Origin of the sequence: Corynebacterium cystitidis, from assembly GCF_900187295.1 — a bacterium.
Taxonomy (GTDB): domain Bacteria; phylum Actinomycetota; class Actinomycetes; order Mycobacteriales; family Mycobacteriaceae; genus Corynebacterium; species Corynebacterium cystitidis.
In genome coordinates this window covers 1,536,722-1,553,670 of the sequence record NZ_LT906473.1, presented here as the reverse complement: position 1 = coordinate 1,553,670, position 16,949 = coordinate 1,536,722, and the positions used below count along the sequence as shown (strand labels likewise).

The window sequence follows — 16,949 nt, the reverse complement described above, 5'->3', positions numbered from 1 at the left end:
GGGGTGATAGGGTTAGCGGGTGGCGTCTATTAAGTGTGCTCGTACTGCTTCGGGGGCGGTGAGTGTGCAAGTAGTACGAAAAGTTGGTGGGCGTACTGAGGTGATTAAGCATTTTGGGTCTGCTCATGATGATGGGCAGTTGGCGGTGTTGTATTTAGCTGCGGAGTCTTTTTTAGGCCGTGGCCAGCAGTTATCGTTGCCGCTTGAAGGTGTAGGTGATGATCGGCGTATCCCGGTGATGGATGATTTTGCTGATTATCGTCACCGTGATGACAGTGTTGATCAGCAGGAACTTGATCTTGGTGCGGTTCAGACACACACCGAGTCGGTGCATGCTGCCCAGGATTCGGGTGCTGGTGATCGGTTATCGGGTAGTCGGGATGGGCAGGCTCGGGTGGTTGATACTGCGAATAAAGTGTTGTGGCAGGTGCTTGCGCGGGTGTGGGATGTGTTGGATTTCGGGATTGATGATCCCTCGTTTCAGGCGATGGTTATTGCCCGGATTGTTGAGCCAACCTCAAAAGCCCAGGTAGGGCGGGTACTGACAGGTCTTGGTCAGCCTTCCCGGCATGTTAATACCTGGTACAACACACTAAAACGTGCTGTTAAAAATGATTATCGGGCTCGTATTGGTGCTGCATGTCATCGTTATGTGCGTTCACGTCATCAGGTGACAATGGTGTTATATGACGTGACCACCTTGTATTTTGAGACACCGAAAGAAGACGAGCTACGCAAAGTTGGGATGAGTAAAGAACGCCGTGTTGATCCTCAGATCGTGGTCGGCCTGATTACTGATCTGGAAGGGTTCCCGCTTGAGGGTGTCAAGTTGTTTGTGTGTGGGGTTGATTTTATAGGTAGTTTTGGAAGCGGTCGGGGTAGGCTACGGACATTTGGTTGATGGCTTGTTTCCACCCTGCCACGCGTGCACCTTCTATGAGGCGTCCGGCTGTGGCAGCAACCTTTTTGCCTTCTTTGGCTCGTTTGGCGGCACGGCGATCTTCGATATTGCAGATCATCAACCACAGCGTCTTGACTGCGGATTCATCGTTAGTGAACTGCACCCTATTACGGGTGGCTTTACGTAGTTGATTGTTAAACGATTCAATCGAATTCGTCGTGTAGATCACCTTCCTCGCTGCTGGCGGGAACTGTAGAAACGGTATAAACCGATCCCACGCATCGCGCCACACTTTCACTGATTGCGGATATTTCTGCCCCAGCTCAGTTGCAGCAAAGTGTTCTAACGCTTGCGCTGCCTGGTCCTCATCAGCAGCGGTGTAGATCTGCTTTAAAGCCGCTGATACTGCTTTACGGTCCCCGTACGCAACCCACCGGTTGGCTGCCCTGATCAGGTGGACGATACAGGTTTGAACCATCGAGTTCGGCCAGGTCGCTTCGACTGCTTCTGGCAGGCCTTTCAACCCATCACAGCACACGATGAAAACGTCTTTAACACCCCGGTTAGCCAGGTGGGAACAGACCTGTGCCCAGAACGAGGCTCCTTCTTCTTTGGCAATCCAAATACCCAGGATGTGCTTAATACCGTCCATATCCACCCCGATAGCCAGATAAGCAGACTTGTTGACCACTCGCCCACCATCACGGACTTTGATACGCAGTGCATCGAGGAACACCACGGGGTAGAACTCATCTAGCTGGCGGCTTTGCCACTGCAGTACTTCGTCGAGCACTGCATCAGTAACCGCAGAGATCGTCTCATGCGACACATCGATCTTCAAGGCTGTGGCTAGGTGGTGTTGGATATCACGGATGGTCATCCCACCGGCATACAAACTAACGATCATGTCATCGACATCGGTCAGGCGACGTACTCCTTTAGGCACCATCGTCGGAACAAACGTCCCCTGCCGATCACGGGGCACATCAATGGTGACAGGCCCATAGTTAGAATCCACGGTCTTTGGATAGCTGCCATTGCGGTGGTTATCAGCCCGAGCAGCGTTTTTGGCTGCCCTGTCACCAGACTGATAGCCGAGGTGGACATCCATTTCCGCCTGCAATGCTGCCGATAGCGAGGCTTGCAGCATGCCCCTGACCAGTTCATTGGCATCCGTAGTAGAGGTTGCAAGCTCCTTGATGATTTTAGCTACCTCAGGATTGGCAAGCAGTTTCTCCTCAATAGCATCAATCCGAGCTTTATCCTCTGGATCACGTCGCGTCATAGTCGTCATTGTGGTTCATCTCCTCATGCAGGATCGGTATCCCACACACAAACCATCTGACACCATCGTTTTTGGCTGCCCTGTCACCAGACTGATAGCCGAGGTGGACATCCATTTCCGCCTGCAATGCTGCCGATAGCGAGGCTTGCAGCATGCCCCTGACCAGTTCATTGGCATCCGTAGTAGAGGTTGCAAGCTCCTTGATGATTTTAGCTACCTCAGGATTGGCAAGCAGTTTCTCCTCAATAGCATCAATCCGAGCTTTATCCTCTGGATCACGTCGCGTCATAGTCGTCATTGTGGTTCATCTCCTCATGCAGGATCGGTATCCCACACACAAACCATCTGACACCATCCCGCTTCACGTGGAATTTTTTCACGGTAAAACAGCCGAAACAACAACATTGATCCCGATGATCAACGCCTATATCCAAGCCCATGATCTTGTTGGTGTCGTCGTTGTTGCTGACGCGGCGATGCTATCAGCAAAAAACCTAGATGCACTTGATGCCGAGGGTATTGACTACATTGTTGCTGACCGGCTGAAAAAAGCGCCCTACGACATCACACTTGATCCCGATGACGAGGACAGTATCGATGCTCATGATGGTGCCATCGTTGAAACCACCAAAACAATGGGAACAGGTACACAGGCTATACAGCGACGTGCGGTGATCGGGTTTAGTGCCAAACGCTACCGCTACGACATCAGCTCGCTAGATAAACAACGCCAGAAAGCACACGAGATAGCCACCAAGAAACGCTCAGCACGCCTACCGAGATTTGTGGCCAAGAAAAACGGGCAGTTTGTCATCAACGAACAAACCTTTGCTCAAGCCCAGGCTTTAGCAGGATGGAAAGGCTACGTCACCAGTATCGATGCCCAACAGGTAGACGGCAGTCAGATCATCGGGTTTTATCACCAGCTCTACCACATCGAGCAGGCCTTCCGAATGGCGAAAACAGACCTTGATGCCCGCCCAATGTATCACCACACCGAAACCGCTATCACCGCACACATCACCGTTGTCTTCGCCGCCCTAGCCCTGTCAAAACACATCTACCTGACCACCAACACCACCGCCCCGAAACTAGTCCAACGCCTCAGCACCTACCGCCACAGCACAATCGAAATCAACAACACCCGCATAACCATCCCACCCGCAATAACACCAAAAGACCAACAACTAATCAACACCCTCACCCAACACAAACCGGGGGACTAAACCCAATTGTGTAAGTCAGGCCAAATGTTGCAACAGCCTGCCAGGATCGGCCCGCTGTGTCTTCTTCCACGCTCGTGAGCGTGCCGACGAAGGTTCCTACAGGCGCGCTATCTGGGACGAAGTCACGCTCCGGAGGGGTGGCGGTCACGGTCACTGTTTCTGGTAGTGCAGAAGTGGCAGATGAAGCGTCGTCACGCTTCAAAGCCACAATACCTGCGACGACGGCCGCGATACAGGCCACAACGAGCACAGTGATGCCACTGACAACCACCAGCCGGTTCGAACCGCCGGACTTCTCAAGCTGGGAAAATGAATCAGTCATACAACACCTTAAAAAGCCCCGGTGCCACAGAACGCTGGTGGCGCCGGGGCGGGTAAAGCTAGTGCTTAGTCACGATCAGTGTTGGCCATCGACAAGACATCGAGGCGCTTGTCCAGCTCTTCCTCAGTGAGGTTCTCGCCGTCGACAAAGCCGAGATCAATAACAGCCTCGCGGACAGTCATCTTCTCATTGAGAGCATGCTTTGCAGCCTTCGCCGCGTTTTCATAGCCGATAGCAGAGTTCAACGGGGTCACAATCGAGGTGGAGGACTCAGCGAACTGCTTCATGCGCTCTTCGTTGGCGGTGATGCCGTCGACGCACTTCTCAGCGAACACGCGGGCGGTGTTGGCCAGCAGGCGAGCGGATTCAAGCACATTACGAGCCATCATCGGAATGAAGACGTTGAGTTCGAACTGGCCCTGGGAACCACCGAAAGCCACGGCAGCGTCGTTGCCGATGACCTGAGCAGAGACCTGGGTCGCGGTCTCGCAGAGCACAGGATTAACCTTGCCCGGCATGATGGAAGAACCAGGCTGCAAGTCCTGCAGGTGAATCTCCGCCAGACCAGTCAATGGGCCGGAGCCCATGAGGCGAATATCGTTGGCGATCTTGTACAAAGAGACCGCAACCGTGCGCATCGCACCGGAGAACTCAACAAGACCGTCGCGGTTAGCCTGAGCTTCGAAGTGGTTCTCAGCTTCCTTCAGGTCCTCCAGCCCGGTGAGCTTCTTAAGCTCCTCGGTCACCTTTGCGCCGAAATCGGCGGAGGTGTTCAATCCGGTACCGGTAGCGGTACCACCGATGGCGAGCTCACCCAAACGTGGCAAAGTAGCCTCGACGCGCTCGATACCAAGCTCGATCTGGCGGGCGTAACCACCGAACTCCTGGCCCAGTGTGACAGGGGTTGCATCCATCAAGTGGGTGCGGCCAGCCTTGACCACCTGAGAGAACTCCTGCGCCTTATTCTTCAGGGACTCATGCAGAACCTTCAGGCCAGGGATGAGATCATTGACAGCCTCGTTGACCGCAGCCACGTGGGTAGCGGTAGGGAAGGTGTCGTTAGAAGACTGGCCCATATTCACATGGTCATTCGGATGGACTTCTACACCATTGTGTGCGGCCAACGACGCGATGACCTCGTTGGTGTTCATATTGGAAGAGGTGCCGGAACCGGTTTGGAATACGTCGATGGGGAAGGACTCGTCGTGCTTGTTCTCGCCGATCTCCTTCGCCGCCGCGATAATCGCATCCGCTTTCTCGGCGTCGAGTGCGCCGGAATCTTTGTTTACCTGTGCACATGCTGCCTTGAGCAAACCAAGTGCGCGAATCTGGGCCGATTCCAACCCACGGCCAGAAATCGGGAAGTTATCAACCGCACGCTGTGTTTGTGCACGCCACAGCGCGTCCTTGGGCACCTTAACTTCGCCCATGGTGTCTTTCTCGATGCGGTATTCCTGCTCAGTCATTAATCCATCCTTTAGTTGAGGTAGGGGAGTGATGTTTACGTGTTTCAGCGTAGTGATTTATTTCTCGATCGGATCGGAGTAGTCCACAACGGAGTATTCCTGCAGTTTGGCCAGCTTGTGCAGGCTCTCGACATAGCGCACGGTTCCGGACCTGGAACGCATCACTAGCGAACGTGTAGTGGCACCATTGGAGCGGTAGGACACACCACGCAGCATGTCGCCGTTGGTCACACCCGTCGCGGCGAAATAGCAGTGGTCCGAGGTCACAAGATCCTTGCTGGTGAGCACACGGCTCAAGTCATGGCCGGCAGCCACAACCTTCTCGTGTTCCTCGTCGCTCTGCGGGGCAAGCATGCCCTGGATCTCGCCATCGAGACACTTCATCGCACACGCAGTGATCACCCCTTCTGGTGTGCCACCGACACCCATCGCTAAGTCGATCGAGTTGTTGTCCTGGGCGGTAGCGATGGCACCTGCCACGTCACCATCCATGATGAAGCGGACCTTAGCGCCGGCTTCGCGGATGTCCTTAACCAGCTGTGTGTGGCGAGGCCGATCAAGCACAACCACGGTGACCTCGGAAGAGTGGACGCCCTTCGCTTTGGCAACGACGTCGATGTTGTACTTCACTGGTGCCGTGATGTCGATCTTGCCAGCAGCCTCTGGGCCAGTAGCGATCTTGTTCATGTAGAACGCGTCTTTCGGGTTGAACATTGACCCGCGCTCTGCAGCCGCGATCACCGAAATAGCGTTGGGGCGACCTTCTGCCATCAGGCGGGTGCCGTCGACAGGGTCAACCGCCAAGTCCATGGGCGCGCCTTCGCCATTACCGACCTTCTCGCCGTTATAAAGCATCGGTGCCTCGTCTTTTTCGCCCTCGCCAATCACGATGACACCATCCATGTTGACGGAGTTGATCAGCTGACGCATAGCATCGACTGCAGCGCCGTCACCTTCATTTTTCTGGCCACGGCCCACCCAGCGACCGGAGGCCAGCGCAGCGGCCTCAGTCACACGAACGAGTTCCATTGCCAGGTTGCGATCCGGACGTTCCGGGGATTTGGTGGTCATCAGCAGTCAGCCTCCCAAGGCGAAAATTCATTTAGGTGGTACCAAAAGGGGTAAATCGGCGCGTGCGCCTCCTCCATTGTTGCACTTTTATATCCGGGCATGTGGGAAAATCCCACCCGTAAAGGGGCAGATCAGGTTTCCGTCGGTAAAACTCCACGGGGAATCTCGTTTCTGCCCCCAAGACCGGGGGTGGGGTAGGTCTTGTCCTTGTTGCATGACATACTTAGCCCCGTGGCTGCTGAACAAAAACCCCGTATTTTCCAGGGCGGGCGCGACATGATGATCTCCATGGGAGTCTTGCTCCTATTGATGTTCGTCGCCGTCGGATTCACCGGATTGTGCTCGTTCAACCCCGGAGCACCCGAGAACGGCCCCGTCAAAGAAGTAGACGCGAAAACGTTTATACACATGGAAGCCCAGGGCATGAACTTCCCCGTCCGCTACCCAGAGATGGGCGAAGGCTGGATGACAAACTCCGCACGCCGTTCCAGGGTGGGCAACGAGCCCGCACCCATAGTGGGGTGGGTGACCCCCAACGAAGGTTATATTGCAATGACGCAGACAGGCCAAGAGCTAGACGACGCAGTCCGTGGCATCGACAGTGACCCACGCGAACTGGAATCTACAACCGAGATCGCAGGCCATGAAGTCGAGCTGTACACCTCTGAGTATGACGATGTTCGTGATCTACGGGCGGTGGATTTGGGAGACTCGGTTCTGCTGTTTACCGGTGCAGGGTCAGACGAGGAATTTCGGCAGCTCATTGAAACAGCCATAAATACCGAACCGATCAACACGGCTAACCCTTAAAACCAGCTATTCTTCCTGGGCACTCTGCGATTGCTGCAGTGCTTGCTCGACACGCTGAGAGGCTCCGTCGAGAAGCACTTCGCACCGTTTCGCTAAAGCCTCCCCGCGCTCCCAGTACTTCAGTGATTCATCAAGACTCATCTGTCCGAGTTCCAGAATCTTCACCGTTTCGACGAGCTCATCACGAGCCTGTTCGTATGAAAGAGTAGAAACATCCGGGAAGGCGTTTTCGCCTGCCTGGCCTGTGCCGATGGTGTTGGAATTATCCATGCTGATCTCCTTAGGTTGAAAGTGTGCGTGTCTTAATCTGCTGGGGTTGTGCCCATGCCCGCGGCACTAATAGAACCGTCGCCAACCCGGATCCGAAGTTGGGAGCCTGGTGGGGATTGCTCAATGCTAGTGACCACCTCGGGGCCAGATCCATCGCGAGGCAGCACCTGCACCACCGCGTAGCCTCGCTCGAGAGTTGCCGCGGGACCCAGCGCTGAGACCTGCGATCGAAGCGCGTGTATTCGGGACGTTTCCTGGCCTAGGAGATAGGAAATATCGCGCCGAATAAGCGCCACTGCGCGATCAAGCTCCTCGCGGCGCTGGCGAATCGGGGTTAACGGATCTGCCAGAACGGGGCGTGAGCGAACATTGGCCAGCCCGCGACGTTCACGCTCCACCCACCCGCGGAGAGCAGCTGCTATGCGCGAGCGAGCTTCGTCGATCAGCGCGCGCTCCTGTGCAACATCCGGAACTACCCGCTTGGCAGCGTCCGTGGGCGTGGCGGCGCGCACGTCAGCGATATTATCCAACACTGGATTATCAGGTTCGTGACCGATAGCGGAGACTACCGGCGTGCCAGCCGCTGCAACAGCGCGTTGTAAAGCTTCTTCAGAAAAGGGCAGAAGATCCTCCACAGAGCCACCACCGCGAGCGATGATGATGACATCTACCGCGGGATTTGCGTCGAGGCGCTGGAGGGCTGCAATAACCTCGGGAACCGCATTGGCACCCTGCACGGCAGTATTAATCACTTCGAACTGGACTGCCGGCCAGCGGGTTTGGGCAACAGAAATGACGTCGCGTTCAGCAGCAGAGCCCCGCCCAGTAATTAACCCCACTTTGGTAGGAAGATAGGGCAGAGGACGTTTGCGTGAGGCGTCGAAAAGCCCCTCCGCGGCCAGCTGCTTACGCAACGCTTCAATGCGCGCCAAAAGTTCGCCTTCGCCGACGTGGCGGATTTCCTTCACCCACAAGGAAAACGATCCACGTCCAGCGTAGAAGGCGGGTTTGCCGTGCACCACCACGCGGTCGCCATCACGGAGAGGCGTGGGCATAGACCGCAGTAAATCAGTGGAGCATGTCAATTGAACGCTTACTTGCTCTTCGGTGTCGCGCAAAGTGAGGTAGGACAGCTTCCAACTGGGCTTCATGTTGATCTGGGTGAGCTGACCTTCCACCCACAGCCAACCGAGACGTTCGATCCACCCTTTCACGGTGGTGTTGACTTTACGCACCGGCCATGGGGTTTCGGACGTACTAACAGGCGGTTTAGCGCCTGGTTGACTACCTGGCTGAGTACCTGGTTGCGTCACTTTGTTCCACCTCTCATTGCGTTTCCCAGTTTCGGCGGGCTCACTTACTCTATCCTGCTCTATCCTGCTATGCCGTAGCAGTGTGATCTATCTGTCTTTTTAGACTCCGATTCGATACGCTTGGTTCCATGAGTGCTAAAGAAAATGATGACGCAGTGAAGAACGTGCTGTTGGCTGCGCCACGTGGCTACTGCGCCGGGGTCGACCGTGCCGTCGAAACCGTCGAGAAAGCCTTAGATGAGTATGGCGCTCCCGTGTACGTGCGCAAGGAAATTGTCCACAATAAATACGTTGTTGAGACGCTGCAGGACCGTGGCGTGATCTTCGTTGACGAAACTGATGAGGTCCCCGAAGGGGCGCACCTCGTGTTTTCCGCACATGGTGTTTCCCCAGCGGTGCGCGAGGCTGCTCGGCAGCGTAGTCTCCTCACTCTTGATGCATCGTGCCCGCTGGTGACAAAAGTCCACAACGAGGTGAAGCGCTTCGCCCGTAATGGTTACCAGATCCTTCTGGTTGGACATGAAGGCCACGAAGAGGTTGAGGGCACAGCAGGTGAGGCCCCTGAGGTGACACACCTCGTCGATGGCCTGGAGGGCGTGGACGCTGCTCCGGACTTCCCGGAGGATCAGAAACTCGTATGGCTGTCGCAAACCACGTTGTCGGTTGATGAGACGCTGGAGATTGTGGCCAAACTCCGCCAGAAGTACCCGAATCTGGAGGACCCACCAAGCGACGATATTTGCTACGCAACGCAAAACCGCCAGGGTGCGGTTAAGGCCATGGCGGACCGAGTTGAACTCATGATTGTTGTGGGTTCACAGAATTCGTCCAACTCGAAGCGACTGGTTGAAGTTGCGTTGGACGCGGGCGCAGATGAGGCATATCTCATTGATTACGCGCATCAGATCGATGAGGCCTGGCTCGAGGGCGTCACGACGGTCGGTGTGACCTCCGGCGCGTCTGTCCCAGAAATCCTCGTACGTGAGGTTATCGCCTGGTTGGATGAACGCGGATATAGCAGCGTGGACGAAGTGCGTACTACTACTGAAACTATTCAGTTCGCACTGCCGCGCGAACTGCGGCCGGCACGAACCTAGAACGCTCACCTAAAAGCGTACTTAGCTACCGTCACGATCATCTCTCAGCGACCGACGTGGAGACTGCGTCCGGGAGCTGGGTGTTTCTTTGTTTAAACGTTCTACAGGCCTACGCCTACGTGTTGAGGTGGATCCGGTTGAGCGCCCGCGCGCGGAGTTTCGCTCCAGCAGCTCCTGCACTGTGACCTGGTTGGACCGTGCGCGGGCGCGTTGCGCGATACGACGGTTGCGTTGATTATCTTCAGCGGCACGTGTACGCCAAGACTGCTGAGAATGAACTAGCTGCTTGTTGTAGCGGCTTAGCAGCCACAGCCGAACAACGGCGATGGCTAGCCCGCCTATCAGGCCTACGAGGAGCGTCGGAAAGCCCTGGACAAGGGGATAGGCGGAGAAGACCAGCGAGGTGGTGGAAAAAGGGTCGCCACCTTCGGGAAGGTCGGAGCGATTAACCACCCAGCCTGTTATCACGATGAAAAACCCGAACAGAATCGGAATGCTCACGACAGTAAGGTAAAGACCTTTCGGGTTCACTAGCAGGGGAGCGACGATGCTGGCCACCACGAACAGAAAGTAGAAGGGCCACCCCACAGCGTGTGTGTTCCAGCTGATCAGCAAACCGGTAAACAAGGCAGCTGCGATGATGCCTACAGCTGTAAATGTAGGGATGCCGTCAAACGTTGATGACGCGCGACGATTGCTCCGACTCGACTGGTGTGACACGTCTAATAACTCTACCCGCCTGGAGGGGAAAGTTAAGCGTCACTAACCTTGTGTCTCTTCTTTAAAGCGAGTGTCCGCGCGCTGGGTGGGGGCGTTGCGAACCGGTGCGTTTGAGGTTTCGAGCTGGACTGGTCGCCGGGAGGTGCGCACGGGGATGTCGAGTTCTGCCAGTTTGCGCGCCGTCACCATCACGCGCGAATCCATAGAAGCGAGCGTGGCGTTATATGCATCCACAGCTTTTTCCAGAGAGGCACCCACGCGGTTGTAGTGTTCACCCATTGTGTTGATTCGGGTGTACAGCTCTGCGCCCAAGCGCTGCACTTCGCGCGCACGTTCCGAAATATCTTCATGGCGCCACCCCATGCCAACGGTACGCAGGAGGGCGAATAATGTGGTGGGGGTGGCGATGACTACATCGCGTTCGAAGGCGTAGTCCAACAGCTCGGGATCCTGCTCCAACGCGGCATCTAAAAACGGATCTGCCGGTACGAAAAGTACAACGAATTCCGGCGTAGTCTGGAAAGCGGAAATATAATCTTTGGACGACAAAGCGTGTATATGCGAGCGCAATAAATGTGCGTGACGACGAAGGTACCCGGCTTTTTCCTCAGGGTCTTCGGTATCCAATGCGTCAAGGTAGGAAGAAAACGGCACTTTCGCGTCCACGATGATGTTGCGGCCGCCGGACAGGTGCACCAGTAAATCTGGGCGGAGAATCTTGCCATCGATGTTCGCCGATACCTGAACATCAAAGTCGCAGTGCTCTACCATCCCTCCAAGTTCCACAACGCGCTCTAGTTGAATCTCACCCCAGCGACCACGGATCTGCGGGGAGCGCAGAGCGTTAATCAGCTGGTCTGTGCGGTCTGACAGGCGGGTAGAGGTGCGCGTTATGGCTTGCACTTGGCTGGCGATGGCAGAGTATGCTACCGCGCGGTCTTCATCCATCTCATCAATCTGCTGTGTCAGCTTCTCTAGCTCGCGGATGAGTGGCGCCACATCCAGTGCGGGTTGTTGTGGGGCAGGAGGCGGGGCAGGGGCCGGAGTGTTCTTCTGGCCCCGATATAGGTAGCCCACGATAACCCCGAGGAGCAGTCCAAGTAGGAGGGCGAGGAAGAGTGAACCGATGGCAGTCATGCTTTGCATGGTGCCACATGCCAGCGACATTACCTCGAGCGGCGTTTAATTTTCTCGAAAATTTGTGCCATTGCGCGAGATGAAATCTGTGTGTTGATGCGGGATCGGCGAGACTTCTCGTCGTGTGGTGAGCCTACCTCCGGCACGCTGGACTCAGGAACATTTTCCGGTGCCCAGCCAAGCTCTTCGCGCCAGATACGGCGTTGCTGCTCACTTTCGCGTTCTGAAATTTCGCCGATCAACATGCCTTCATCGGTGACAAATTCAATCTCTTTAGCTTCCTTTTCGCCAGCGTGCAGCGCGGTCATGTCCTGGAAATAGCGGAACACGACAGCGACCATCGCCGCGAAAGGAACCGCGAGAAACGCGCCAACCAGGCCGAAAAGGCCGCCACCGACGGAGACCGAAATCAAAATGATGACGGCGTGCAGGTTCATTGCCCGAGACTGCAGAATTGGTTGCAACACGTTGCCCTCAATCTGCTGCACAGCCAGGATGATGATGAGCACGACGATGGCTTCGGTAAGGCCCAGGGACACAAGGGCCACAATCACAGCCAGCGCACCTGCAGTGACCGCACCGACAATCGGGATAAACCCAGCGATGAAGGTGATTACGGCCAGTGTGAAGGCCATGGGGACACCCACAATCCAAATGCCGATACCAATGCACGCTGCATCAACGAAGGATACGATCGCCTGGGTGCGGATGTAGCCACCCAGGCTTGTCCATGCACGCGAGAGCAACTCGGTGGCGTGAAGCCCAGCGCGGCGCCCTAACGCGCCGCGGAGCCACGGCAGGAATTTGTGTCCGTCTTTGAGGAAGAAGAAGGTGAGAACGAGGACAACCACGAGGGTAAGGACAGCGGAGGTTGCCGTTGAAATACCGGCAAATACTCCGCTAGCGATGGTCCCGGCTTGCTCCTGGAACCAGCTTGCGATGTCGTTGACAACCTGCTCAATATCCTCACCATCCAGGTTGAGTGGTTCGCCTTGAGCCCATAGCTGCAAGCGTTGCACGCCCTCAACCGCCTGGAGGTACAGCACCTGAGAGTGCGATGCGATATCGGGAGCGATAATGCTGACCAGCAGGCCCAATCCCGCGAAGAAAGTAAGCAGCGAGATTAAGGAGCCTAACGCGGACGGTATACCGATCTTGCGCATCCAGGTTGTCGGCGGGGCAAGAACCGTGCAGACAATCACGGCCAAGATCACTGGGAGTACGCCACCCCAGAATGTTTTCAGGACGTACCACAGCGCGTATAAAGCGATGCCAACGATCAGTAAGCGCAAAGCGAACATGGCCGCAGTTTTCAGCCACGAGTTCACTACGACGGACCGGTCGATCTGGTCAGGACGCTCGTCGGAGAATGATTCTGTGACATCATCGCGGACAATGGTTGACCCTGAGGCAGGTCGCGCGTCGGTAGCGCCTTCGTCGATACGTGCTTCATCACGGCTACCGTCTTGATCGGTGGCTTCTGGATCGCGGGGAGTCATACCTGAAGTAGTCACGAAGTCCATCTTGCCCTATTCGAGTTATTAATTCTTATGTGGGCTAGGATTAGCGGCTGTGAGCCTTACTCTTGGAATTGTTGGACTGCCCAATGTTGGTAAATCGACCCTTTTTAACGCCCTGACGCGTAACGACGTACTGGCCGCGAATTACCCTTTCGCCACCATTGAGCCAAACGTCGGTGTTGTCGAGCTTCCCGACGATCGCCTTAACCGTCTCGCCGAGATCTTCGGTTCTGAGCGTATCCTGCCAGCTACTGTGTCTTTCGTTGACATCGCCGGCATTGTTAAGGGCGCCTCTGAAGGCGAGGGTATGGGCAATGAGTTTTTAGCCAATATCCGCGAAGCTGACGCAATCTGCCAGGTTGTACGCGCCTTTTCTGATGAGAATGTGGTCCACGTTGATGGCGAGGTGGATCCGAAAGAAGACATCTCGGTGATCAATACCGAGCTGATCTTGGCGGACCTGCAGACCATCGAGAAGGCCCTGCCGCGCATGGAGAAGGAAGCCAAAAAGGACAAGGACGTGGCCCCGCAGGTCGACGAGGCGAAGAAGGCCCAGGCCGTGTTGGAAGACGACAAGACCCTGTTTGCTGCGGCTAAGGCTGGTGAAGTCGACTTGGAGCTGCTGCGCGACCTGCACTTAATGACGGCTAAGCCGTTCCTTTACGTGTTCAACTCCGATGAGGCAGTGCTGACCGATGACTCCCGCAAAGCCGAGCTGCGTGAGCTGGTTGCCCCAGCGGAGGCAGTTTTCCTAGACGCACAGACCGAGACCGAGTTACTTGAGCTTGACGACGAAGACGCCGCCGAACTCTTGGAATCTGTAGGCCAAAACGAGCCTGGCCTACAAACCTTGGCGCGTGCCGGTTTTGAGACTCTCGGCCTGCAAACCTATTTAACTGCGGGGCCGAAAGAAGCACGCGCGTGGCAGATCCGCAAGGGTGACACTGCCCCGCAGGCTGCTGGCGTGATCCACACCGACTTTGAGAAGGGCTTCATCAAGGCAGAGATCGTGTCTTTCGAAGATCTGGACGAGCTGGGCTCCATCGCTGAGGCGCGCGCGAAGGGCAAGGTGCGCATGGAGGGCAAGGACTACGTGATGCAGGACGGCGACATCTGCGACTTCAAATTTAACGTGTAGCGTTATTGACGCATGGCGTTAAGGGTGGGATAATGGCCGCGTGATTGTCTCATTCGCTGATAAAGACACAGAACGTTTGTTTAGGCGGCAACGCCCCAAACGTATTGATACGCGTCTGCAGCGGCGGGCGTTGAGCAAGCTCCTGGTGTTGAACGCAGCAGTGAAGCTGGAGGAGCTTAAGGTGCCGCCAGGTAACCAACTGGAGTTGCTCAGCGGCGACCGAGTGGGACAACACAGCATCAGAATTAATAGCCAATGGCGCATCTGCTTCGTCTGGACCGATGAGGGCCCACGTGACGTAGAGATCGTCGACTATCACTAGGAGACGACATGGATACTAAGACTTTGCCGCCGATCCATCCCGGAGAGATCCTCATGGAGGAGTTTCTCGACCCCTTGCAGATCACCCAGCATAAGCTCGCGGTGGCAATCGGTGTTCCGCCACGGCGCATTAATGAAATTGTGCATGGAAAACGGCGTATTACTGCCGACACAGCTTTACGCCTGGGCCGATACCTCGGGATGACGGCGCAGTTCTGGATCAACTTACAGTCGCATTATGACCTTGAGGTTGAAGGCGAAGCGATCGCAGATCAGCTTGATGCGATATCACCACTTCGGACGGCTTAATGGTGGCGAAGACATCGGCTGCGTCAGTTGAGGGTCGGAAGCAGACATCTCTGTCCCGCCGCTGAGGGTGGAAGTCACAATGCAGCTTTAGGCGTGTCGCAGCCTTTTTCCGTAGCGACTCGCAGAATTCCATAGTGTGACTTCCACACTCAGCGGTAGTGAGTCCACACCCAGCGGGAGGAACGGCAAACGATCACCAAATGATGTCGTCGACACTGAGCAGCACACGCACGCGCTCAGATTCCAGCTTCGGATCAGGGCCAAGGCCCGAGACAGTGCCCGAATCAGCGCTTGAGGCGGTGGGCGCCGCGGTGAAGGTCACCCCGGTCTGCTCTCCGATCGCGGCCAACGTGAACTGGTAGGTATCAAATTCACGCAGGTCTAGTACCTCAAGATTCGCCAAGTTCTGCGACAAAATAAATGCCTGCGCACGCAACTGGCCACCGACACAGTAATAGATCATTTGAAGAATTCGCGCGGAATCAGATACCCACGGTATTTCCGGTCGGTGTCTTTAAACACCGGCCCGCCAATCACAGAAACGCGCAGGTCATCGACTTGGACCTCGACGTAGACTGCGTCTTCGAGTTGGCCCCACACACCGCCGCGACCGGACTGGTTAAATGTGTTCATCTGCGGGGCAATATTGGTGTAGGTAAAAGAATCACGGTTGGCTTGTGCTGCCTCTTCCTGCGGGCCCCACGTCAGGTCAGCGCGCCGGGCGATATGGCCGCGGTCAAGATCGTTGTCCTTATACAGGTCGTTGCCAGCCTGCAGGGCGTGGTCGAAGCGGTCATCGTAGCGGAATTTGATGCCTTTGCGGCCTAGTTTCTTCATGCGTCCGCCGTCAATATTCCATGCCACCCAGCGCGCAAATTTCCGCTCGCGTGATTGCGCCAGCGAGAAGTGAGTGTAGTCGATCGTGGTAGAGCCGTTGAGGACCACGGCGTCGTCGTTAAGCTCCTGGCTCATGCCGGGCACGTCCACTGGAGTGGACAGGAAGTGTGGGTCGAAGCCGCGGGACTTTTCCGCGACGGCGGAGGCCAGTGTGAAACCAAGCTTGTCGCGTATCGACGAGGCGTAGCACGCGAGTGCTGTTTCGGTATCGGGAGTGTCGGAGCCTGCGAAGTGGAGGCCACCCATGATCGGGGCGGGGCGGCCGTTGCCTGTTTTGAACAACCAGGTGGCGCCAGAATCGCCGCCGTCGGAGAGGTGGTTGGTCTCGTCGTCGCGGCGGGGGTCCGGTTCGATCTCGAAACATCCGATGGTTTGCTCGCCGACCCCATCGCCATAATCGATGCTGACCAGCGTGTCTATTCGCGTGACCACCCCGTGCGACACGCCTGTGGTGCGACCAGACTTGACTACTTGGTCACCGAGTTCGGGGTCGGCGATCTCAGTGGGGGTGACGTCAAGATCCAGAATGTCAGTGGTGACATCACGCGAGTCGATGCTGGCAAGCGCACCGTCGCCAGCGGCACCGATGTGGGAGCTGAGCAGCGTGCCGAACCGGTTGTCGGCGTTACTATTGTCGTCATGGGTGCCGGGTTGGAGGGCGACGTCGCCAATGGAGCCATCGGGGCCGTGCAGAACGTGCCAATTCGACAAGGCTGCGGGCTTGCCGGTGGCCTTGTCATAAACGATCGCGCCGAGAGTGCCAGCGGAAACCAGAGGGTGTGAGATACTGATACCCGGCCGGATCGGGTCCTGGTAGCTGCGGCGGTGATCATTGAAGGCTTCGGGAACAACCTGGTAGGCCAGCTCGTAGGTGCGTTCGACGACATCGGTAATGATTTGCACACCGTCGTGCTCAACGTGCTCGGGAATGTGGGTGGAGACGTGCTCGAGGTGAGACTCGTCCCACTTGCGTTTGACAGTGAACTGGATGCAGATTTCGTCGGAACGCTTGCCACCTACAATCTTGTAGCCCACGCCCACCGAGGTGATGTTCGGGTCCTTGAGATAGTGGCGGCCGTGGCGGCGGATCCAGGCTCGGTACTTTGGGTGGGTGCTAAAAGCCATGTACGCCATTGTGCATGTTCA

Annotated in this window: 16 protein-coding genes and 3 pseudogenes; 7 read left to right on the top strand and 12 right to left on the bottom strand. The window is 56.2% G+C overall.

Annotated features, from left to right (window positions below; translation table 11 throughout):
• Positions 1 to 19: 19 nt before the first annotated feature.
• A pseudogene (locus CKV99_RS15160) lies at positions 20 to 820 on the top strand (IS1634 family transposase); the annotation flags it as partial.
• A 31-nt stretch (positions 821 to 851) separates the two neighbouring features.
• On the opposite strand, the gene CKV99_RS07285 reads toward CKV99_RS15160, so the two are convergent.
• Positions 852 to 2,186, bottom strand: coding sequence for an IS256 family transposase (locus tag CKV99_RS07285; RefSeq protein WP_197697175.1), 1,335 nt, complete (start codon positions 2,184 to 2,186; stop codon positions 852 to 854).
• 70 nt (positions 2,187 to 2,256) lie between these two features.
• Positions 2,257 to 2,475: pseudogene (locus CKV99_RS14255) on the bottom strand (IS256 family transposase); the annotation flags it as partial.
• On the opposite strand from CKV99_RS14255, the pseudogene CKV99_RS07280 reads away from it, so the two are divergent.
• Positions 2,456 to 3,412 (top strand): annotated as a pseudogene (locus tag CKV99_RS07280) (IS1634 family transposase); the annotation flags it as partial. The pseudogenes CKV99_RS14255 and CKV99_RS07280 overlap by 20 nt on opposite strands.
• Here the strand turns inward: CKV99_RS07280 and CKV99_RS07275 are convergent.
• The 3 genes from CKV99_RS07275 to glpX all read right to left on the bottom strand — a co-directional run bounded on the left by CKV99_RS07275 (position 3,387) and on the right by glpX (position 6,271).
• Positions 3,387 to 3,734: a hypothetical protein gene (locus CKV99_RS07275; protein WP_197697174.1), complete on the bottom strand. Its 348-nt coding sequence runs from the start codon at positions 3,732 to 3,734 to the stop codon at positions 3,387 to 3,389. The pseudogene CKV99_RS07280 and the gene CKV99_RS07275 overlap by 26 nt on opposite strands.
• Positions 3,735 to 3,799: 65 nt before the next feature.
• On the bottom strand, positions 3,800 to 5,200 hold the full coding sequence (locus CKV99_RS07270; RefSeq protein WP_092256817.1) for a class II fumarate hydratase: 1,401 nt from the start codon (positions 5,198 to 5,200) through the stop codon (positions 3,800 to 3,802).
• A 57-nt stretch (positions 5,201 to 5,257) separates the two neighbouring features.
• The gene (gene glpX, locus CKV99_RS07265) at positions 5,258 to 6,271 is read right to left on the bottom strand and encodes a class II fructose-bisphosphatase (RefSeq protein ID WP_092256820.1); all 1,014 of its coding nucleotides are present in this window, start codon (positions 6,269 to 6,271) and stop codon (positions 5,258 to 5,260) included.
• Between the two features lie 231 nt (positions 6,272 to 6,502).
• Between glpX and CKV99_RS07260 the strand changes: the two genes are divergently transcribed.
• Positions 6,503 to 7,081, top strand: a complete 579-nt coding sequence (locus CKV99_RS07260) for a DUF4245 domain-containing protein (RefSeq protein WP_169872613.1) — start codon at positions 6,503 to 6,505, stop codon at positions 7,079 to 7,081.
• Between the two features lie 6 nt (positions 7,082 to 7,087).
• On the opposite strand, the gene CKV99_RS07255 is transcribed toward CKV99_RS07260, so the two are convergent.
• Together CKV99_RS07255 and xseA are read right to left on the bottom strand one after the other, a co-directional pair.
• Positions 7,088 to 7,351 carry an exodeoxyribonuclease VII small subunit gene (locus tag CKV99_RS07255; RefSeq protein ID WP_092256822.1) on the bottom strand — a complete coding sequence of 88 codons (264 nt, stop codon included), beginning with the start codon at positions 7,349 to 7,351 and terminating at the stop codon, positions 7,088 to 7,090.
• 32 nt (positions 7,352 to 7,383) lie between these two features.
• Positions 7,384 to 8,664, bottom strand: coding sequence for an exodeoxyribonuclease VII large subunit (xseA, locus tag CKV99_RS07250; protein WP_092256825.1), 1,281 nt, complete (start codon positions 8,662 to 8,664; stop codon positions 7,384 to 7,386).
• Between the two features lie 128 nt (positions 8,665 to 8,792).
• Here xseA and CKV99_RS07245 point away from each other — a divergent pair, with 128 nt between their 5' ends.
• Positions 8,793 to 9,761 (top strand): 4-hydroxy-3-methylbut-2-enyl diphosphate reductase, encoded by a 969-nt coding sequence (locus CKV99_RS07245; RefSeq protein WP_092256827.1) that lies wholly within the window; start codon positions 8,793 to 8,795, stop codon positions 9,759 to 9,761.
• Positions 9,762 to 9,782: 21 nt separating this feature from the next.
• On the opposite strand, the gene CKV99_RS07240 is transcribed toward CKV99_RS07245, so the two are convergent.
• From CKV99_RS07240 to CKV99_RS07230, 3 genes are read right to left on the bottom strand one after another with little or no spacing between them, the layout of a single operon-like run.
• On the bottom strand, positions 9,783 to 10,481 hold the full coding sequence (locus CKV99_RS07240; protein ID WP_231909976.1) for a DUF6542 domain-containing protein: 699 nt from the start codon (positions 10,479 to 10,481) through the stop codon (positions 9,783 to 9,785).
• A gap of 42 nt (positions 10,482 to 10,523) precedes the next feature.
• Positions 10,524 to 11,618 carry a DNA recombination protein RmuC gene (locus CKV99_RS07235; RefSeq protein ID WP_092257327.1) on the bottom strand — a complete coding sequence of 365 codons (1,095 nt, stop codon included), beginning with the start codon at positions 11,616 to 11,618 and terminating at the stop codon, positions 10,524 to 10,526.
• Between the two features lie 29 nt (positions 11,619 to 11,647).
• Entirely contained in the window at positions 11,648 to 13,141 is a 1,494-nt protein-coding gene (locus CKV99_RS07230) for an AI-2E family transporter (RefSeq protein WP_408607533.1), read from the bottom strand.
• 49 nt (positions 13,142 to 13,190) lie between these two features.
• Between CKV99_RS07230 and ychF the strand changes: the two genes are divergently transcribed.
• From ychF to CKV99_RS07215, 3 genes are read left to right on the top strand one after another with little or no spacing between them, the layout of a single operon-like run.
• Positions 13,191 to 14,276: a redox-regulated ATPase YchF gene (gene ychF, locus CKV99_RS07225; protein ID WP_092256835.1), complete on the top strand. Its 1,086-nt coding sequence runs from the start codon at positions 13,191 to 13,193 to the stop codon at positions 14,274 to 14,276.
• A gap of 40 nt (positions 14,277 to 14,316) precedes the next feature.
• Entirely contained in the window at positions 14,317 to 14,598 is a 282-nt protein-coding gene (locus CKV99_RS07220) for a type II toxin-antitoxin system RelE/ParE family toxin (RefSeq protein ID WP_092256838.1), read from the top strand.
• Between the two features lie 8 nt (positions 14,599 to 14,606).
• On the top strand, positions 14,607 to 14,906 hold the full coding sequence (locus CKV99_RS07215; protein WP_092256841.1) for a HigA family addiction module antitoxin: 300 nt from the start codon (positions 14,607 to 14,609) through the stop codon (positions 14,904 to 14,906).
• 193 nt (positions 14,907 to 15,099) lie between these two features.
• Here CKV99_RS07215 and CKV99_RS07210 read toward each other — a convergent pair whose 3' ends face one another.
• A complete protein-coding gene (locus tag CKV99_RS07210) occupies positions 15,100 to 15,369 on the bottom strand; it encodes a hypothetical protein (protein WP_092256844.1) in 270 nt (89 codons plus the stop codon).
• The gene (locus CKV99_RS07205) at positions 15,366 to 16,928 is read right to left on the bottom strand and encodes a DNA/RNA non-specific endonuclease (protein WP_157728391.1); all 1,563 of its coding nucleotides are present in this window, start codon (positions 16,926 to 16,928) and stop codon (positions 15,366 to 15,368) included. Before CKV99_RS07205 ends, CKV99_RS07210 begins: the two co-directional genes overlap by 4 nt.
• Positions 16,929 to 16,949: the final 21 nt, after the last annotated feature.

Bases quoted from the DNA above. Each gene is read 5' to 3' on its own strand.
- CKV99_RS07205 (WP_157728391.1), bottom strand. From the start codon at position 16,928: ATGGCTTTTAGCACCCACCCAAAGTACCGAGCCTGGATCCGCCGCCAC.
- CKV99_RS07255 (WP_092256822.1), bottom strand. From the start codon at position 7,351: ATGGATAATTCCAACACCATCGGCACAGGCCAGGCAGGCGAAAACGCC.
- CKV99_RS07275 (WP_197697174.1), bottom strand. From the start codon at position 3,734: ATGACTGATTCATTTTCCCAGCTTGAGAAGTCCGGCGGTTCGAACCGG.
- CKV99_RS07270 (WP_092256817.1), bottom strand. From the start codon at position 5,200: ATGACTGAGCAGGAATACCGCATCGAGAAAGACACCATGGGCGAAGTT.
- CKV99_RS07235 (WP_092257327.1), bottom strand. From the start codon at position 11,618: ATGACTGCCATCGGTTCACTCTTCCTCGCCCTCCTACTTGGACTGCTC.
- CKV99_RS07215 (WP_092256841.1), top strand. From the start codon at position 14,607: ATGGATACTAAGACTTTGCCGCCGATCCATCCCGGAGAGATCCTCATG.
- CKV99_RS07285 (WP_197697175.1), bottom strand. From the start codon at position 2,186: ATGACGCGACGTGATCCAGAGGATAAAGCTCGGATTGATGCTATTGAG.
- glpX (WP_092256820.1), bottom strand. From the start codon at position 6,271: ATGACCACCAAATCCCCGGAACGTCCGGATCGCAACCTGGCAATGGAA.
- CKV99_RS07245 (WP_092256827.1), top strand. From the start codon at position 8,793: ATGAGTGCTAAAGAAAATGATGACGCAGTGAAGAACGTGCTGTTGGCT.
- CKV99_RS07230 (WP_408607533.1), bottom strand. From the start codon at position 13,141: ATGGACTTCGTGACTACTTCAGGTATGACTCCCCGCGATCCAGAAGCC.
- CKV99_RS07210 (WP_092256844.1), bottom strand. From the start codon at position 15,369: ATGATCTATTACTGTGTCGGTGGCCAGTTGCGTGCGCAGGCATTTATT.